Below are 17,628 nucleotides of genomic sequence, written 5' to 3'. Positions count from 1 at the left end.
GTTTTCTCAGTTAAGCCCCTAAATTTGATTAATTGTGCGTGATTTGAGGTGATGACTACACATCACAAATATGAATCGCCTGGTGTAAGGATGCTATTTTTCCTGCCACGTCAGCCGGGGTGGGTATAAATTCTTGAGCTAAATAGCCCTGATAACCGGTTGCTAAAATTGCGCGTACAATAGCTGGATAAAATAGTTCCTGCGAATCGTCTATTTCATGTCGCCCTGGAACACCAGCCGTATGGTAGTGTCCAAAATATTGGTGGTTATTGTTGATGGTACGAATGATGTCGCCCTCATTAACCTGCATATGATAAATGTCGTAGAGCAGTTTAAAATTGTCCGAGCCCAGTCGCTTACATAGCTCAATACCCCAAGCTGAATTATCAGCAAAATAATCAGGATGATCGATTTTGCTGTTAAACAATTCCATTTGGATGATGACCCCTCGCTTTTCTGCATGTGGCATAATTTGTTTTAAGCCTTTAACCGCATTTTGTAGTCCGACTTCTGGATCGATTCCACGTTTATTACCACTAAAACAGATCAGGTTGATATAGCCGGCATCCGCGACTAAATCGATATGTTGATGGTAACGTTCAATGAGAACATCATGAAATTGAGTATCGCCCCAACCATCGGTTAGATTGATTTCGGCACCGTTACACATGGACGAGTCAATGCCATGTTTTTTTAGAATGGGCCATTCTTCTGGGCCGATTAAATCAATGGCACTAAAACCAATACGTTTAACCACTTGACACAACTCTTCAACACTCAGATCGCCATAAGTCCAGCGAGCGACTGAATGATGGACGTTGTTTTTCAAAGCACTATTTTCTGTCTGGTTTGATTTTTTATCACTTGTACTGGCTATGCTGGTTTGACTCAATAAACTAACCCCTGCAGCTCCTGCAGCAAGATGCTTAATCAACTGACGCCGAGAACCTGAAATAGGTTCTTTTAGTAGCAATGTATTATTGTTTGTAGACATATAATCCGCCCTATATATTGATCAGTGACTAAGCGAACTTGAATTCGCAGTTTCATCACTTTTCTTGCGCATGAACCAATAAAAACCCGCAAACAGCACAATTAAGACGAGTGGAAACACAATAAGGCTGTTTAATACTTCGTTACCGGCAGCTAACGACGCTTCATTACCTGTTAGGCCAGCTTGTGCTGCCGTTGTTTTGGCCGAATCTACCCATTTACCAATAACCGGGCTCCACCAACCCATAGCGAACATGCCCACACCACCCATGAGTGACATGCCAAGCGCACCAGTTTTAGGGGTATATTCAGCAGTACAACCAATCATAGTTGGCCAGAAGTAAGTGATTCCTAAGGCAAAGACTACCGCAGCAATATACACAGCAGACCCAGTAAGTTGCGTCATTAAAAATAAACCAAAGCTAGCTAATACTGCAGACACTAATAACACACCAGGAGGGCTTAATTTATGTACCAGAGGACCGGCATAAAAACGACCAAGCGCCATGATGCCGGTAATTAATGCCAAAATTAGCATCGGTGTTGCACCGGATGCTTCTAATATCTGGTTGATCCATTGTCCAGGACCAAATTCACTCACTGCTGTCATACTCATACAAACAAATAAGAACAGGTAAATAGGATTGAATAAGGCTTTTAAATTACCGCTAGTAGAATCGTCTTTTGTGGTTAATTTAGGGAAGGAGAACCCTAACATCATCACACCATAAATGGCGGTGGGGATTAACATAGTGGCTACTTGTGCTTCCCAGCCTAGACCTAATTTTGTCATACCAGCAGAAACCAATGAGCCAATTACAATGCCGCCTGGGAACCAAACGTGGAATCGATTTAACATAGCTGTTTTATTGTTTGGATAAAGTTGCGCAATAATTGGGTTACAACCTGCTTCAACTAAGCCATTCGCAAAACCAATAAGAAAAGATGAAATCATCAAGCCCCAAAAGCTATCAGCAACAATCGTTAGAACTAATCCTAATGCATGACCGATAAAGGCTAGCCAAACAATTAATTTTGCGCCGATGGCGTTATATAGTGCGCCACCAAATATCATGGCTAAAGGGAAACCCCAAAATGCCATAGTAGTGATCCAACCTAGTTGTTCACCGCTTAATCCATATTGAACACCTAATTCGCCTAATATCCCCGCACGTATGGCAAATGTCATCGCGGTCACGATGAGAGCGATACAACTGATATTAAAAATTCTTTTAGCGTTTTTTTCTGAAATATTGTGTGTGGCGTTCATTATTATTTCTCTAAGTTATAAGCCGAGTATTTTATTGTTCAGTACTACGTCTTTACCTTGACCTGCAAAATCGTCAAAGGCTTTTTCTGTAGGGCGAATAAGGTGCTCTGCAATGAATTTTGCGCCTTCAGCTGCGCCATCTAAGGGATGCTTAATGCAACATTCCCATTCCATTACCGCCCAGCCACTGAAGTTATGTTGGGTTAATTTGCTGAATATGCTTTTAAAGTTTATTTGGCCGTCACCCAGTGAACGAAAACGCCCTGGTCGGTCAATCCACGACTGATATCCACCATAAACACCAGAGCGGCCTGAAGGAGTAAACTCAGCATCTTTGACATGAAAGGCTTTAATTCGCTCATGATAGATATCAATAAAGGCAAGATAATCAAGCTGTTGCAGCACAAAATGACTCGGATCATAAAGAATGTTGGCGCGGCTGTGATTGCCAACAGCATCGAGAAAACGCTCGAAAGTAACGCCATCATGCAAATCTTCGCCCGGGTGTAATTCGTAGCAAACATCCACTCCGCATTCATCAAACACATTTAATATGGGCAACCACCGTTTTGCTAGCTCAGCAAATCCCTGTTCAACCAAACCTTGAGGACGTTGCGGCCAAGGGTAAAAGGTATGCCATAACAATGCGCCAGAAAAGCTTGCGTGACTACTTAGGCCCAGTCTTTGACTGGCTTTAGCAGCAAATTTCAGTTGTTCGATAGCCCATTCGGTGCGTGCTTTAGGATTTTTGCGCAGATGCACAGGGGCGAAACCATCAAACATATCGTCATAGGCAGGATTAACCGCTACCAACTGACCTTGCAAGTGAGTGGATAATTCGGTGATTTCTAGTCCTGCTTCTTTTGCGACACCTGCTATATCGTCACAATATTGCTGGCTTTCGGCGGCGGCTTTTAAATCAAACAAACGAGTGTCAAAAGTAGGGATTTGTATACCTTTGAAACCCACACTGGCTGCCCAACGGCAAATATCTGGGAAGTTATTGAACGGACTCTCGTCACCGGCAAACTGAGCTAAAAATATTCCGGGTCCTTTAATTTGCTGCATTATTTGTTTCTCCTAATCTTTGGTGGTGCGAAAAGGCAACCATTTTTCGTTTGATTGACTGGCATGCACACTGTTTTCAATAAATGCCATGCCACGAATGGCCTCTTCAATACCGGGTATATCAAACTCAGCATTACTGCAGCTTTGCTGATTTTCAAACGCGCGGATTTGAGCGGCAAAGCCAAGGTACAAATTAGCAAAAGCCTCTAAGTAACCTTCAGGGTGACCTGCTGGCGTGCGCATCGCTTGTTGGGCCGCTGCACAAAACTCACCGACCCCGCTGCGAATAAGTTGAGTAGGTTTATCATTCGTTTTAAGCTGCAAACTATTGGGCTCGAGCTGTGACCACTCGATACTGGCCTTATCGCCGTAGACTCTCAGGCGCAGGTTGTTTTCATCACCCATTGAAATTTGACTGGCGAGCAATACCCCGCGTGCGCCGTTATCAAAGCGCAACAAAATACTGCCATCGTCATCTAACAAACGCCCGGGCACAACCGAGCCTAAATCAGCACACATGGCACTGATATTTGTACCTGCGACATATTCCGCTAAATTGGCTGCATGCACGCCGATATCGCCCATGCAGCAACTTATGCCGGCCTTGGTGGGGTCGATACGCCAAGCGGCTTGTTTACCACTATCATTATCTTTGTTGGCTAACCAACCTTGACTGTACTCAACCACTATTTTGGTAATTTTGCCTAGTCTGCCTGTTGCAACCAAATGCTTAGCTTGCTTGATCAAAGGATAACCATTGTAGGTATGCGTTAATCCGTAGAGTCGCCCTGATTTTTTGACGATCTGGGCTAAGGCCAGTACTTCATCTAAATCAAAGGTAGCAGGTTTATCGCTAAGTACATGAAAACCGGCTTCTAAGGCAGCTTTAGCGACAGGGAAATGAAGATGATTTGGGGTAACAATTACCACAAATTGCATGCGTTGCTCGATAGGAAGTTTAGCCTCAGCAATCATCATTTGCTGATAATTGGCATAACAACGTGCCGCTGGCACAAATAACTCTGCGCCTGATTGCACACACTTTTCGGGGTCAGAGCTGAACGCGCCGCAGACCAATTCGATTTGGCCATCAAGATTTGCGGCCATGCGATGAACAGCACCAATAAAGGCACCTTGTCCACCACCAACCATACCCATGCGTATTTTACTGCTTACCATTTTAAGACACCGTATGCTTGATTAGCTATCTAAAGGTTAATGTAATGTTAATGATGTTAACCCAGGTGGTCCTGTAATAACTAAGATAAAATCGGCATTTGAATGCAACAAATTCGGCGTTTGTTTTTTATTTTCATCAGAGAAATTGGGCCGTTGTACACTCTTAGTGACTGAAAATATTGAATTATTTACTGTTTTTAGTTAATGCAAACGACCTGTCGACGACTAAAGTCTGTTTTTGGAAAAAAATTTGAGTACAATCAAACTGCAACTAAAACGAGCGAATGTGACCACAAGGCTATGATAGATACCCGACATCAAGTGACTAAAATGACTTCACTCATATTGTTTGTCGTGGTGTTATTTGCCACCTGTTTTGTGCCGCTAGTTGTTAGTCAAAGTCTCTATTTTACCTATATTGGACTTTTTAATTCTGCCCTCTTTGGTTCGATTTATTGGGTGGTTTCGCGGGGGAAACCAGCTAACTGGCATAAACTGTTTGTCACTATAGGCTGTTTTATTACCCTTATTCCTTTGGTCATAATTTCGGGAGGAGTGAATAGCCAATTCATTGTATTATTTCCTATGATCCCCATCCCACTGGCGTTGATGTCTAATAGTCGATTTTCTTGGTGGGTCAGCAGTTTTATGCTTGTCCTTATCTTCACATTGCTTATTTTTAAAGACTACTTACCTGATCTAACCAATGAAGTTGTGTCTTTGCATAAAAGCCGCTCGCGAGCAATTTGGGTGTCACTAGCCATCATTATCAGTGCCACCTTTGTCATGTATTTTGATCGAGCTAATCGCTTACTAAGACATAAGTTAAGCAAACAAGCTTTCGAAGATGAACTTACACAAATTGCCAATAGGCGCAGTATCATGCAGTTATTGCAGGAAAAGTGTCATGAAAACAACAAACACTGGCTAAGTGTATTAATGATTGATGTGGATCATTTCAAGCAATTTAATGATCAGTATGGACACCCCACAGGCGATGAATGCCTTCGCTCAGTTGCGCATAGTATCAAACACAGTATTCGCAGTAATATTGATACCGTTGGCCGTTATGGTGGTGAAGAGTTTTTGGTTATTTTAGATGATGTGTCAGAGGTTCAAGCTACTAATATTGCAGAAAAAATTAGAAGTAATATCGCTAAACTCCGTATCCCTGTTGCGGTAGATGCCACCAGTAAGGTAAGCGTAACTATCGGCGTTTTTTCTACAATAAGGCCTTATACTGACGGGGTCGAAAAATTGTTACAATCCGCAGATGAGGCCTTATACCAAGGCAAGAAACAAGGGCGTAATACAGTGGTGTATTATACTGCTCAAGACAAGACGCTTAAATCAGCGTCTACTTGAGCTTAGCTGCCACTGCCTAGATGGCACCTAGTGACTGATTAAAAGCTATACATAGCTGAAAATTGCAAACGATCCATATCGCCTTGTTGACCATTTTCTAATTCTCTAGTTGCACTGGTGTATTCGCCACCAAAGGTCAGTTCTTTAGAGGGGGAATAAAGCAGGTTTACTCGCATGCTTGATGTTTTTTGTGTTGCACTTGCACCTGTTAAACTAACATCGTTATCGACATCAAGGGCAGAGTAGGTGACGTTGCTGCGCCACTGTTCATTCCACTGATGACGATAGGCTAAGGAAATACCCGTTGAATCAATAGTTTGAAGCTCATTATTGCTATCGAGAACCGCGCCATTGACTGCATTTAAGGCTGAGTAGCGGCCTAAACCTTTACCGCTGTTAAGCATAAAACGAATATCGTCTTGTCCTAACATGATTTTTCCGCTTACATTAATCCCGTAGCTATTGGTACTAGTGTCGATATCGGCACCACTTTGTTTGTTCACGTAGCTTAGCTCTCGCATTAAACCAGCGACTTTGAAATATCCCCAATCTTGCTTCATGGTATAGCTTGCGGCTAAATCAGGCATGCTATTGTCATCGCCGACTATTCGCCCACCGCCACCAAAGGGAGTGATGGTTGATTCTGGATTTTCTAAGGCAATGGCAAAGCCGTTAGCTGAATAGCGCACCATTGTTTGGCGAACAAAAATAGTCCCATCAGTGACACCGACGAAGTCTAAGGTCTCGGGAAGTGCTGAGGTATCCTGAAAAGTGGACCATGTTTGTCCAATTAACCAATTGTTATATTGGATGAAGGCATGGCGAACACGTGGTGTGTAAGAGTTACTGACTCTTTCGTTACCATCTACTGTGGTTTGAAAGTCGAATTCTAATACGCCGGTCAGTTTTTCGCCTGAATCTAAAGCCGTATTGGTTGTGAAGCGAAAACGAGATTGACGGATATGTGCATCAAATTGAGTATTTTCCTCGGCTCCGCCAACGGGCGTTAAACTTGGGATATAGAAATCTCTACCTAAGTTTCCGGCTCCAAGGGTTCCATCACTATATTGACTTATCAGGGCATCTGCCTTTAGATATCCACTAAAATTAACTTTAGTATCATCTAATACAGATGCTGTGGTTAAGGTGGATAAACTTAATGTGGATAAAAGTGCAGCGTAACGAATGTAAGTGGGTTTACTCATGATAGTCTCTCATTGTCTGGTTTCTATACAACAAACAATGACCTAAAAATGTTCTGTTCGGTATTAGCGTTTGGTCTATAAGACTTAAGTCTTAGTTGTCCTACCACGGATGATTGATTCGATTAAGCTAAGTAAGACCAAAGTCTCATTCTATATTGTTGGTTTATCTGTAAAGTATTTACAAACAAAGTACAAATTAGAGGAATATAATGATGGGTTCACTTTATCCCGTGCCGGAGCAGGCTAAACTTAATTCGCATCTTACGCCCAGCGAACATCAACGCCTGTATAAACAGTCTGTTGAGCAACCTGAGGTATTTTGGGCTGAACAAGCCAAGATGTTGGATTGGTACAAACAGCCGACTAAAATCAAAAACACCTCATTTGATAGCCACAATGTACATATTAATTGGTTTGAAGATGGTGAGTTAAATCTTAGCTACAACTGCATCGATCGGCATTTGGCCACGCGCGGCAATGTTACAGCGATTATTTGGGAGGGAGACGATCCGCAATCTCATGATTTAATAAGCTATCAACGACTGCATGATGAAGTATGTAAACTTGCCAATGGTTTGAAAAAATTGGGAGTTAAGAAAGGCGATAGAGTCGCGATCTATATGCCAATGATCCCTGAAGCCGCTTATGCCATGTTGGCCTGCGCGCGCATTGGTGCCATTCATTCGGTTATTTTTGCCGGATTTTCGCCTAATGCCATCGCAGATAGAGTTGAAAATTGTGATGCTAAAGTACTGATAACCGCGGATGAGGGCTTACGCGCAGGTAAAGTTGTACCGCTTAAATCAAATGTGGATGAAGCCTTTGCCAGTCATGATTGTCCGTCTATGGAACATGTTGTGGTGTTTAAACACACCGGCGGCAAAGTACATTGGCAAGCCAATGACATCTGGTGGCATGACCTAGTTGAAGATTGCGAAGCCACTTGTGAACCGACAGTGATGAACGCCGAAGACCCACTGTTTATCTTATACACCTCTGGTTCAACCGGTAAACCCAAAGGTGTAGTGCATACTACTGGCGGATATTTGCTTTACACGGCCATGACACACAAGTACGTGTTTGACTATCATCTCGGCGAAATTTATTGGTGTGCAGCGGATGTGGGTTGGATAACGGGTCATAGTTATATGGTTTATGGTCCTTTAGCAAATGGCGCAACAACCTTGTTGTTCGAAGGTGTTCCAACTTATCCTGATGTCAGACGGATAGGGCAAATCATCGATAAACACAAAGTTAATATACTGTATACCGCCCCCACAGCAATCCGCGCACTGATGGCTCACGGTACTTATCCGGCAGAAGGTATTAGTGGTGAATCATTGCGCTTATTGGGTTCGGTAGGCGAACCTATTAATCCTGAAGCGTGGCAATGGTATCACTCAGTTGTTGGCAAAGGTCGTTGTCCTATCGTTGATACTTGGTGGCAAACTGAAACAGGTGGAATGATGATATCTCCCTTGCCTAGTGTGACTGATTTAAAACCTGGCTCAGCTACATTTCCCCTATTTGGTGTGCAAGTTGCGTTAGTAGACAATGAAGGCAATGAAATGCAAGGTGCCTGTGAAGGTAACTTAATTATTACCGACAGTTGGCCTGCGCAAGCCCGCACGGTGTACGGCGATCATGAACGTTTTGTCCAAACCTATTTCAGCACCTATCCAGGGAACTACTTTACTGGGGATGGGGCTAAGCGTGATGAGGATGGTTATTACTGGATCACCGGTCGCGTAGATGATGTATTGAACGTTTCAGGCCATCGTTTAGGCACAGCTGAGATAGAAAGCGCTTTAGTCTCCCATCCGGCAGTGGCCGAAGCGGCTGTGGTTGGTTATCCCCATGACTTAAAAGGGCAGGGCATATATGTCTATGTCAGTCCAGTTGAAGGCATTGAAGTAACTGAACAATTGACCATTGATGTGCGCAATTGGGTACGTAAACAGTTGAGTCCTATTGCCACGCCAGACTTGATCCATTGGACAAGCGGTTTACCCAAAACCCGTTCAGGCAAGATTATGCGTCGTATCCTGCGTAAAATAGCTGCAAATGAACATCAGAATCTTGGTGACACCTCCACCTTGGCCGATCCAACGGTAGTCGAGTCACTGATTGACAAGCGGCTTAACCGTTAAACCTAAGCTATAGATGCTGTTATAAAAAAGGAATGCTTCGGCATTCCTTTTTGCTTTTTGGGCAGTATTTGTTTTGCACCAAGCGACACTATTGTTACCATGGCATTCCTGTCATGATTATAACAATTAGGTAACAGCATGATTACATTGTTAGTCGCCGACGATCACCCGCTTTATCGCGATGCATTGCGCGGGGCATTGTCCAACAATATTGAAAATCTTAAATTGCTCGAAGCGAGCAATTTAGATGAAACGGTTGATTTGTTATCCAACCAAGATATTGACTTGCTGTTATTTGATTTACACATGCCAGGCAGCAGTGACCTCTTTGGTTTAATTCATATAAGAAAGTTGTTTCCTGACTTACCTGTAGCGGTAATTTCGGGTTTGGAAGATATCAATATAGTCGCTAAAGTAATGCAAGCAGGAGCCTTGGGGTTTATTCCTAAAACAACCAGTGCTGAGCATCTGGCACAAGCCGTTCGTAGCATGCTAGAAGGAGATTTGTGGTTGCCTGAATCGATGTCTGCTAGCGCAAGTCAAAGTAATGATGCTTTTAGTCAACTAGTACAACAGGTGTCAAGTTTGACACCTGCTCAATACAAGGTCCTGTGTTTGTTGCGCGATGGTCTGTTAAACAAACAAATTGCTTATGAATTAGCGATTGCTGAGGCGACGGTTAAAGCTCACATTACCGCAGTATTTAAAAAATTGGGTATTAACAATCGCACTCAAGCGGTATTAATTGCTGCACAGTTACAACTGAACTCTTCAGGTCTACAACACTAATCAATGTCAGGCTTGCGTGCTCACCACGCTGGCCAAAAACGCCCTTAAACGCGCGGGTTTAATTGGTTTACTCAGGTAAGTAATCTGTTGCTCAATACAGGCTTGTTTGATCTCATCTTCTTGGTTGGCACTTATCAGTAATGCGGGTAGATTTGAGCCGCATTGCTGGCGTAATAACATAATAAGTTCAATGCCATTGATACTGTCTTCTAATTGATAATCAACCAATAATACCTGTGGTTTAGCTTGTTCAAACTGTTTTTTGGCTTGTTCGACGGTATTGGCTATAACTGACTTAATTTGCCATTTAGACAGCAAGGTTTGCATTGCATCAAGGTTTTCTTGTTTATCGTCAATACATAGGGCAAGCATATTACTCGGGGTGCTTGCCATTGGCGGAGGTGTTTTACTCACTTCGTGGCTTTCCGTCCCCAGTGGTAGTGAAAAGCTAAATACACTGCCTTTACCAAATTTTGAAGTCAGACTGATATTGGCTTCTATTTTATCCGCTAGACGAGATACCACCCCTAAACCCAGGCCCATGCCATGTTCTTTGTGGTTGCTAACCCGGTAAAAATCGTTAAATACTTGTTTTTGTTGCTCTGCTGAAATACCCAAACCGCTATCCCATACTTGTATGAGCAACTTACCTTGGCGTATACGAGCGCTAAAAAGTATGCTGCCAGACTCAGTGTATTTGACCGCGTTGGACAAGAGGTTTTGCACGATTCGGTATAAATAGGTGCGGTCGGTGTAAATCCAAGCGTCAGCAAGTCTTATTCTGAACTTCAGTTGTTTCTTGGCAGCCATCATCTTCGTTTCATCGAGTAAGGGATTAACAATATCTAAAAATGAATACAGACCAATTTTTGCTTGTAAACCGCCTTGATCAAGGCGGGCAATATCCAATAAAGTGCCTATTAAGGTTTCACTTGAACCAATGCTCTCAGCGAGTTTTTCTATGATGGTGTCGACTTCTTGCGGTTTGGCCATTTCATTCAAGGCTGATAAATACAGTTTTGCTGCGTTGAGGGGTTGCAATATGTCGTGGCTTGCCATGGCCAAAAAATGGGTTTTACTGTGGTTTGCTTGCTCGGCTAGTTTCATTGCCTTGGTCAGTTCAACTTCTAACTCAGCACGTCGCGCAATTTCTTTATGCAGTTCAGCATTGATCGCTTGTACCTCTTCGCTGCGTTTTTGTACCCGAATTTGCAAATCAATGTTGGCTTCTTTTAAGGCTTTCTGGATCTCGATATGTTCGGTGACATCACTAAAACTGGTAACAAATCCCCCGCCAGGCAGGGGGTTGCCGACCATTTCAATCATTTTTCCATCACTACGCTGGCGAATAAAACGGTGGGCGTGGCCTAAACGCATATGTTCTAAGCGTTTGCTAACCAGTTCATCAATTTCACCTAAACCACACTCGCCGCGCTGAGCATTATAACGAACTAATTTTTCAATCGGTGTGCCAATGGAGACAAGAGAGTCTGGGTAGTCAAATAAATCAACATAACGTTTATTCCAGGCGACTAAATTGAGATCTTTATCCACCACGCTGATACCTTGATCAATGCTTTCCAGTGAAATGAGCAATGCACTCATATTGAATTGCATGGCTTGGGTGGTTTCATCAAATACGTTGGCGACTTCTTCGAAGTCTAGTTTGCGACCGTTGAGGGCGCTGTCTAGCAGGGCTTTAGCGGTTGACGCTCCCAGTACGCCGCCTAAGGCGCGCTCACAAAAACTGAGAAATTCTTGATCGGGTGGCCCATGAGGTTCGACGGTATTGCCACTATTGAGCTGATAATCGGCTAACAGTTGTTGGCATCGGTTTTCGCCCATAAAGGTCGTCATTAGGGTCATTAAATCGATAGCTTGAGTTTTACCCAAACGCCTTTTTGTGCGCCCTGACATGGCTTCTTTGGGAGCAACAAAAGCCAAGGCCTGAATTTTATCTGCCAATCGAGGTCTTGCAAGCAGTGAAAATACGATATAAGCCAAGCAATTGACTGCCAAACTTAATATAGCACCACGGGTAATATCTTCAGATTGCAAGGAAGTAGAGACACTTGAATCTATTGAAGGCACGATTAACCACAGTATCCAACTGCCTATGCCAGTAATAAAACCGGCATAAACTCCTTGTGCATGGCCGCGCTTCCAATAAAGGCCGCCGACGATGGCAGGCAATAGTTGCACAACTAAGGAAAAGGCTAACAAGCCAATAGAAGATAAAGAGCTAGTATTGGCTATTTGTTGTTGATAGAAAAACGCCAGAAGCAAAATAGCACCAATAACCCAACGGCGAATGTGCAGTATTTTATTGGTGTAGTCGAGACTGCCTTTATTAAAGTGATTATTAACTAACAGCTTAGGCATAATAACGTCGTTGGTTAACATCGTACTTAAGGTCAGTGTTGCCACAATAATCATCGCAGTCGCAGCGGACAAGCCACCAATAAAAACCAGACATTGCAGCAATAAACTATCCGAAAAAACCGCAATATTGAGCACATAGGTATCAGGCTCGATATTGGTTTGGGCAAAAAGCTCTTGCCCGGCGGCGGCAATAATTGGAATGGTGACAGCGGTAATGGCTAAATAAAGTGGAAATAACCATCGTGCGGTTTTTAGGTGTTCCAAGCTCAGATTGTCAACAATGGCCACATGAAACTGGCGTGGTAAACATATCACGGCAGCTGCGGCCATTAAGGTCTGGCCCCAAAACGAACCAGTTTGAAAGGTGGCTAAGGCCTCATTACTGGTTAAGTTACTAAATAAGGCCGAGCTACTTTGATGTTGCCATAAGGTAAAACCAACGATCGCAACCACTACTAGGGCAATGAGTTTAATGCTCGACTCAAAGGCAATAGCTAACATGAGTCCACGGCGATATTCGGTAACGTCTGTCTGTTTTGTGCCAAATAGGATAGAAAAAGTAGCAATAGACGAGGCCGCCAAAAATATCACCAACTGACCATTAACTTGGCCAGATATAATAATAAAAGCTGAACCAATGGCTTTGAGCTGCAAAGCGATATAGGGAATAGTGGCTAACAGTGCGATAAGTGTGACCATTAAGGCGACGTTTTGCCTTTTGCCATAACGCGAAGAGATAAAATCAGCAATCGTAGTGATATGTTGTTTTTTGCTCACCAAGGCCAATTTATAAATAAAGCGATAACCAAACAAATACAGCAATATTGGCCCTAGCAGTATTGGCAAATAATTCCAATTTGTGCGACTTGCCTCTCCAACCGAGCCGTAAAAAGTCCATGCGGTGCAATAAATGGCCAGTGCTAGCGAATAAATGGCGGGATGCGAGCTAAACCGTTTGGCTTTGGTGCTATTTCTTTCACCCCAGCGGGCAAGCCAAAAAAGTCCGCCCAAATAAAATAAAGCCAATAATACCCAAGCTAAGCCCATAAAAAATTACCTACGTTTGCAGTCACGTCATCTCTCATCTTGCTTGATTAAACTATCAATTTACTGGTTATTAAGTGTGTGCAAAATATTAACATTGTTAACTTTTTTGTTACCTACGACCATGGTCGCATTTCATCACTGATTATATCAGTCTAAAGTTATCAACATTAGCAATACATCGATGGAAAATACCAATGTCATTTAATATTACTTTTAGGAGGTTTACATGAAAGAAGACCTAAGTAGTCATGCCTACTGGAGAGCAACTCTTACTCTTTTAGGCAAAATACTGGTTGTGTGGTTCTTAGCTTCGTTTGGCGCCGGCATTTTGTTTGCCCCCGTCTTAGACAACATCCACCTAGGTGGATATCCCTTAGGATTTTGGTTTGCGCAACAAGGTTCAATTTATATCTTTATTGTATTAATTTTTTACTACAAAAAGAAGATGAACGAATTAGATGTGCGCTTTGACGTGCACGAAGACTAAGGACTAAATCATGGAACTTCAAACGACTATTTACATCGGTGTCAGCCTGAGCTTTTTGCTCTACATCGGCATCGCGATTTGGGCTAGGGCTGGCTCCACCAGTGAGTTTTACGTGGCTGGAGGTAGTGTACATCCTGTTGCTAATGGCATGGCCACAGCGGCAGATTGGATGTCGGCTGCCTCTTTCATATCAATGGCGGGCTTGATCTCTACCATGGGCTACGGTGGAGGCTTATTTTTAATGGGCTGGACCGGCGGTTATGTGTTACTGGCCATGCTCTTGGCTCCTTATTTGCGCAAATTTGGCAAATTCACGGTGCCGCAATTTATTGGCGACAGATTTTACTCTAAGAGTGCAAGCACGGTCGCGGTATTATGTCTACTAACCGCTTCATTGACCTATATAATCGGGCAGATGACCGGTGTGGGTGTGGCATTCTCACGTTTCTTAGGTGTAACCAGCGAAATGGGCATCTATATTGGCATGGGCATTGTATTTATGTACGCCGTATTTGGCGGCATGAAAGGCATTACATATACCCAAGTTGCTCAATATATTGTGTTGATTTTAGCGTATACAGTACCTGCTATATTTATCTCCTTTCAGCTCACTGGTAATCCAATTCCACAGCTCGGATTGGGTTCAGATTTAGTCGGTCAAGACATATCGTTGCTGGCTAAGTTAGATAGTGTGGTAACTGAGCTTGGATTTGGTCAATATACAACATCAGTACCCGGTAGTACCCTGAATATGTTCATGTACACACTATCATTAATGATAGGTACAGCCGGACTACCTCACGTTATTATGCGCTTTTTCACCGTACCATCGGTTAAAGATGCTCGTTCTTCTGCTGGTTGGGCCTTAGTTTTTATTGCTATTTTATACACCACAGCACCTGCTGTTGCTGCAATGGCAAAAATGAACTTACTCAGTACCATGACACCTGGTGTCGTGATGGGCGATGTAGATGTTTATGCTAAAGGTGCTTCTTTAGAATTCGAAAAACGCCCTGATTGGATGAAACGCTGGGAAAAAACCGGTCTACTGTCCTTTGAAGATAAAAACGCTGATGGTCGAATCCAGTACTACAATGACAAGACGACTAATCTAGAAGCGAAGGCTAAGGCTGACGCAGCTGGCTGGAAAGGCAATGAATTGACTGTTAATGCGGATATTATCGTATTAGCTAATCCTGAAATAGCTTTGTTACCTAACTGGGTTATTGCCTTGATTGCTGCTGGTGGTTTAGCGGCTGCATTGTCGACAGCCGCTGGTTTGTTGATGGCGATTTCTTCAGCGGTATCGCATGATTTAATCAAGAACATTTTTGTACCAACGATCAGCGACAAAAATGAACTCTTGGCGGGTAAGGTATCCATGGCCGTGGCAATAATGCTGGCAGGGTGGTTAGGACTCAATCCACCTGGATTTGCCGCAGGCACAGTAGCCCTTGCCTTTGGTATTGCAGCTAGTTCGCTGTTCCCGGCCATTATGATGGGTATTTTTAGTAAGAAAATGAACAAAGAAGGCGCTATTGCTGGTATGTTGGCTGGTCTGTTTATTACTTTGTTTTATGTGTTTGCCCACAAAGGACTGTTCTTTGTCAAAGGTACGGATTACTTGGATATGATTGGTGGTGCTAATAGCTTCTTCGGCATCACGCCGGAAGCCTTTGGTGCTGTTGGTGCGATGGTGAATTTTGCAGTTGCCTTTGTGGTAGACAAATTTACTAAAGAGCCACCAGAACACATTCAAGCTATGGTAGAAGCAGTACGTATACCACGTGGTTCTAAATCGGTAGATGGCGCCCACTAAGTATCAGTACCTTTGGATTAAGTGCACAGTTGTTGCACTTAATCCAAGTAACAAAAAGAGAGTAAAGCCCCTCAGTATTCTTGGAGGGGTCTTTTTCATCAACGCTTATGCAGTGCATAGCGTAGTAAATATTAGGGGAATTTTATGGTTTTTGACGTCAGTGTTGCATTAACGTGGATCTTATTCTTAGCGCTGTTTCCTATGGCTTTTTTCTGGTTGCGAAGAGCATGGCGCATAGCGATAAAACGAGATTTTTCAGAAGTTGCACTCAAACACGGTCAATCACCGGCATCACCAGAAAAATTTGCTACCTTTGAGTTACTGATTAATTTATTAGCTGGTATCACGGTTGTATTAGTGATTTATCTAGTGGTAACGGGCTCTGCTAGTTACGCTACTTGGAGTGCTATTGCCGGCACGACTCTGTGGTCTAAATTGATCTTCAGTTTTGCGCTTTCACGGCACGCGCATTTGAAGGTTTCAGCGAAAGTAGCTAGGCGCACCAGTTAGTCAGCAGGTAATACCTCAAATTAAGTCGCCAGGCATACGCTTGGCTTGTTATAAAAAAAGTCAGCTCACTTTGCTGACTTTTTTATTGCCAGCTAAAAACCCCATGAACAAATATATCACTCAACAAAAAGCCCGCTAATTAGCGGGCTTTTTTAGTGTTTGTCTATTGCTGCTATAGCAGCACAATAAACTACTTAGCTTTTACATTTCTACGACGGCTTAAACCCACTAAACCACCTAAGGCGCCTAACATTAGGGCCCAAGTTGTAGGCGCTGGCACTAAACGTGCGTAAATTTGCGCTGAAGTTTCACTACCATAATTAAGAGCGTCAACTTTTAAGTTCCAACCCATAGCATCGAAAGCAGCCAAATCTAGGCCAGTGATTTCGCCCATTTGACCAAAACAGAAAGTAGGGTCCATGATACCTAAACCAACGCCGCAAAATGGCTCTTCTTTCCAATGTGAAGCTTGGTTACCATCACCGTTGTAACGACCTGTAGACATGTAGCCGCCCATCAAGGCAGTAGCACCACCATCAATGGAGAAGTATGAGTCAACATTTGGTCTATAATCTACTACACCAGGCGCGCTGTATCGGAACATGTCTAAAGCACTAAAAATAGAGGTATCGTTAAGATCATAGCCTAATGGTCCATAAGGAGCTTGAGTCCCAAGTCCATTCGGAAAGCCATAAACGTCAAGAAAATCTACGCCTGATACAAAACCTAAGGCATGCCCCATTTCATGAATAGCTACACCTAAAAAGTCAAAAGTACCTGCAGAAATACCATTGGTTGGATCAAAATCGAACGCAAACGTACTGCTAAAGGTCATTGAGCCATCTACAACGCCTGCGAGAGCAGCATCGTAACCGATAGCTTTAAGAACCGAAGTGTTTTGGTATAAAACAGCAGAAGCGTATTTACCGTCTAAAGAAGCGGTGACTGTCGTATCATTGTTACCATCAACATTCACACCTGAAGTTAAGCCGCCTATGATTGATTCGACACCAAAAATGGCATTTGTGGTTGTAGGTAATACGGCTGTTTGATCTATCGTTGACGCACTTTTAGTGGCATTAACGCCATTAATCCAATCCTCAACCAAAAAATCTATCCTTGTACTGCCGGTAGATCCTATGACATTAGGTGGTAAGGCACCGAAAGACACCTCTAAGTTAATGGTTGCGTCATTGGAAAACATTTTGCCCCAATAATCTGCTGCTGCTTGAAAACCCTTTTCTGCAACTGAACCGGTCACGCCACCTACATCAATCAAATTAATAACAGCTGCTTGAGAATACCCAACAACCATAGTACTTGCCACTGCTGCGGCTAATAGTGTTTTTTTCATTAAAGACGTT

The 17,628-nt window shown here is 43.1% G+C and carries 13 protein-coding genes; 6 read left to right on the top strand and 7 right to left on the bottom strand.

From position 1 onward, the window contains the following. Nucleotides 1–55 precede the first annotated feature (55 nt). From ABKW31_RS10570 to ABKW31_RS10555, 4 genes are read right to left on the bottom strand one after another with little or no spacing between them, the layout of a single operon-like run. The gene (locus ABKW31_RS10570; RefSeq protein WP_348616315.1) at nucleotides 56–994 is read right to left on the bottom strand and encodes a TIM barrel protein; all 939 of its coding nucleotides are present in this window, start codon (nucleotides 992–994) and stop codon (nucleotides 56–58) included. Between the two features lie 21 nt (nucleotides 995–1,015). Continuing rightward, the gene (locus ABKW31_RS10565) at nucleotides 1,016–2,263 is read right to left on the bottom strand and encodes an MFS transporter (RefSeq protein WP_348616314.1); all 1,248 of its coding nucleotides are present in this window, start codon (nucleotides 2,261–2,263) and stop codon (nucleotides 1,016–1,018) included. A gap of 15 nt (nucleotides 2,264–2,278) precedes the next feature. Continuing rightward, nucleotides 2,279–3,331, bottom strand: a complete 1,053-nt coding sequence (locus tag ABKW31_RS10560) for a sugar phosphate isomerase/epimerase (protein WP_348616313.1) — start codon at nucleotides 3,329–3,331, stop codon at nucleotides 2,279–2,281. A gap of 12 nt (nucleotides 3,332–3,343) precedes the next feature. Beyond that, nucleotides 3,344–4,510, bottom strand: coding sequence for a Gfo/Idh/MocA family oxidoreductase (locus ABKW31_RS10555; protein ID WP_348616312.1), 1,167 nt, complete (start codon nucleotides 4,508–4,510; stop codon nucleotides 3,344–3,346). 330 nt (nucleotides 4,511–4,840) lie between these two features. Here ABKW31_RS10555 and ABKW31_RS10550 point away from each other — a divergent pair, with 330 nt between their 5' ends. Then, complete coding sequence (locus ABKW31_RS10550) at nucleotides 4,841–5,875, top strand: GGDEF domain-containing protein (RefSeq protein ID WP_348616311.1); 1,035 nt, start codon at nucleotides 4,841–4,843, stop codon at nucleotides 5,873–5,875. A 38-nt stretch (nucleotides 5,876–5,913) separates the two neighbouring features. Here ABKW31_RS10550 and ABKW31_RS10545 read toward each other — a convergent pair whose 3' ends face one another. Then, a complete protein-coding gene (locus ABKW31_RS10545) occupies nucleotides 5,914–7,080 on the bottom strand; it encodes a DcaP family trimeric outer membrane transporter (RefSeq protein ID WP_348616310.1) in 1,167 nt (388 codons plus the stop codon). A 209-nt stretch (nucleotides 7,081–7,289) separates the two neighbouring features. On the opposite strand from ABKW31_RS10545, the gene acs reads away from it, so the two are divergent. Together acs and ABKW31_RS10535 are read left to right on the top strand one after the other, a co-directional pair. Beyond that, nucleotides 7,290–9,230 carry an acetate--CoA ligase gene (acs, locus tag ABKW31_RS10540; RefSeq protein WP_348616309.1) on the top strand — a complete coding sequence of 647 codons (1,941 nt, stop codon included), beginning with the start codon at nucleotides 7,290–7,292 and terminating at the stop codon, nucleotides 9,228–9,230. A 138-nt stretch (nucleotides 9,231–9,368) separates the two neighbouring features. Continuing rightward, a complete protein-coding gene (locus ABKW31_RS10535; protein WP_348616308.1) occupies nucleotides 9,369–10,019 on the top strand; it encodes a response regulator transcription factor in 651 nt (216 codons plus the stop codon). A gap of 6 nt (nucleotides 10,020–10,025) precedes the next feature. Here the strand turns inward: ABKW31_RS10535 and ABKW31_RS10530 are convergent, their stop codons facing one another. Then, complete coding sequence (locus ABKW31_RS10530) at nucleotides 10,026–13,448, bottom strand: PAS domain-containing hybrid sensor histidine kinase/response regulator (RefSeq protein ID WP_348616307.1); 3,423 nt, start codon at nucleotides 13,446–13,448, stop codon at nucleotides 10,026–10,028. A gap of 226 nt (nucleotides 13,449–13,674) precedes the next feature. Here ABKW31_RS10530 and ABKW31_RS10525 point away from each other — a divergent pair, with 226 nt between their 5' ends. From ABKW31_RS10525 to ABKW31_RS10515, 3 genes are all read left to right on the top strand, one after another. Beyond that, entirely contained in the window at nucleotides 13,675–13,935 is a 261-nt protein-coding gene (locus ABKW31_RS10525) for a DUF4212 domain-containing protein (protein ID WP_348616306.1), read from the top strand. A gap of 10 nt (nucleotides 13,936–13,945) precedes the next feature. Further along, nucleotides 13,946–15,754 carry a sodium:solute symporter family protein gene (locus tag ABKW31_RS10520; protein ID WP_348616305.1) on the top strand — a complete coding sequence of 603 codons (1,809 nt, stop codon included), beginning with the start codon at nucleotides 13,946–13,948 and terminating at the stop codon, nucleotides 15,752–15,754. Between the two features lie 144 nt (nucleotides 15,755–15,898). Further along, a complete protein-coding gene (locus ABKW31_RS10515) occupies nucleotides 15,899–16,264 on the top strand; it encodes a hypothetical protein (RefSeq protein ID WP_348616304.1) in 366 nt (121 codons plus the stop codon). A gap of 190 nt (nucleotides 16,265–16,454) precedes the next feature. Here the strand turns inward: ABKW31_RS10515 and ABKW31_RS10510 are convergent, their stop codons facing one another. Continuing rightward, entirely contained in the window at nucleotides 16,455–17,618 is a 1,164-nt protein-coding gene (locus ABKW31_RS10510) for an NF038122 family metalloprotease (protein WP_348616303.1), read from the bottom strand. Nucleotides 17,619–17,628 lie beyond the last annotated feature (10 nt).

Source organism: Paraglaciecola sp. 25GB23A, assembly GCF_040012495.1.
Classification (GTDB): domain Bacteria; phylum Pseudomonadota; class Gammaproteobacteria; order Enterobacterales; family Alteromonadaceae; genus Paraglaciecola.
The sequence above is the reverse complement of the archived record's forward strand: the minus strand, read 5'-3'. Positions and strand labels throughout refer to the sequence as shown.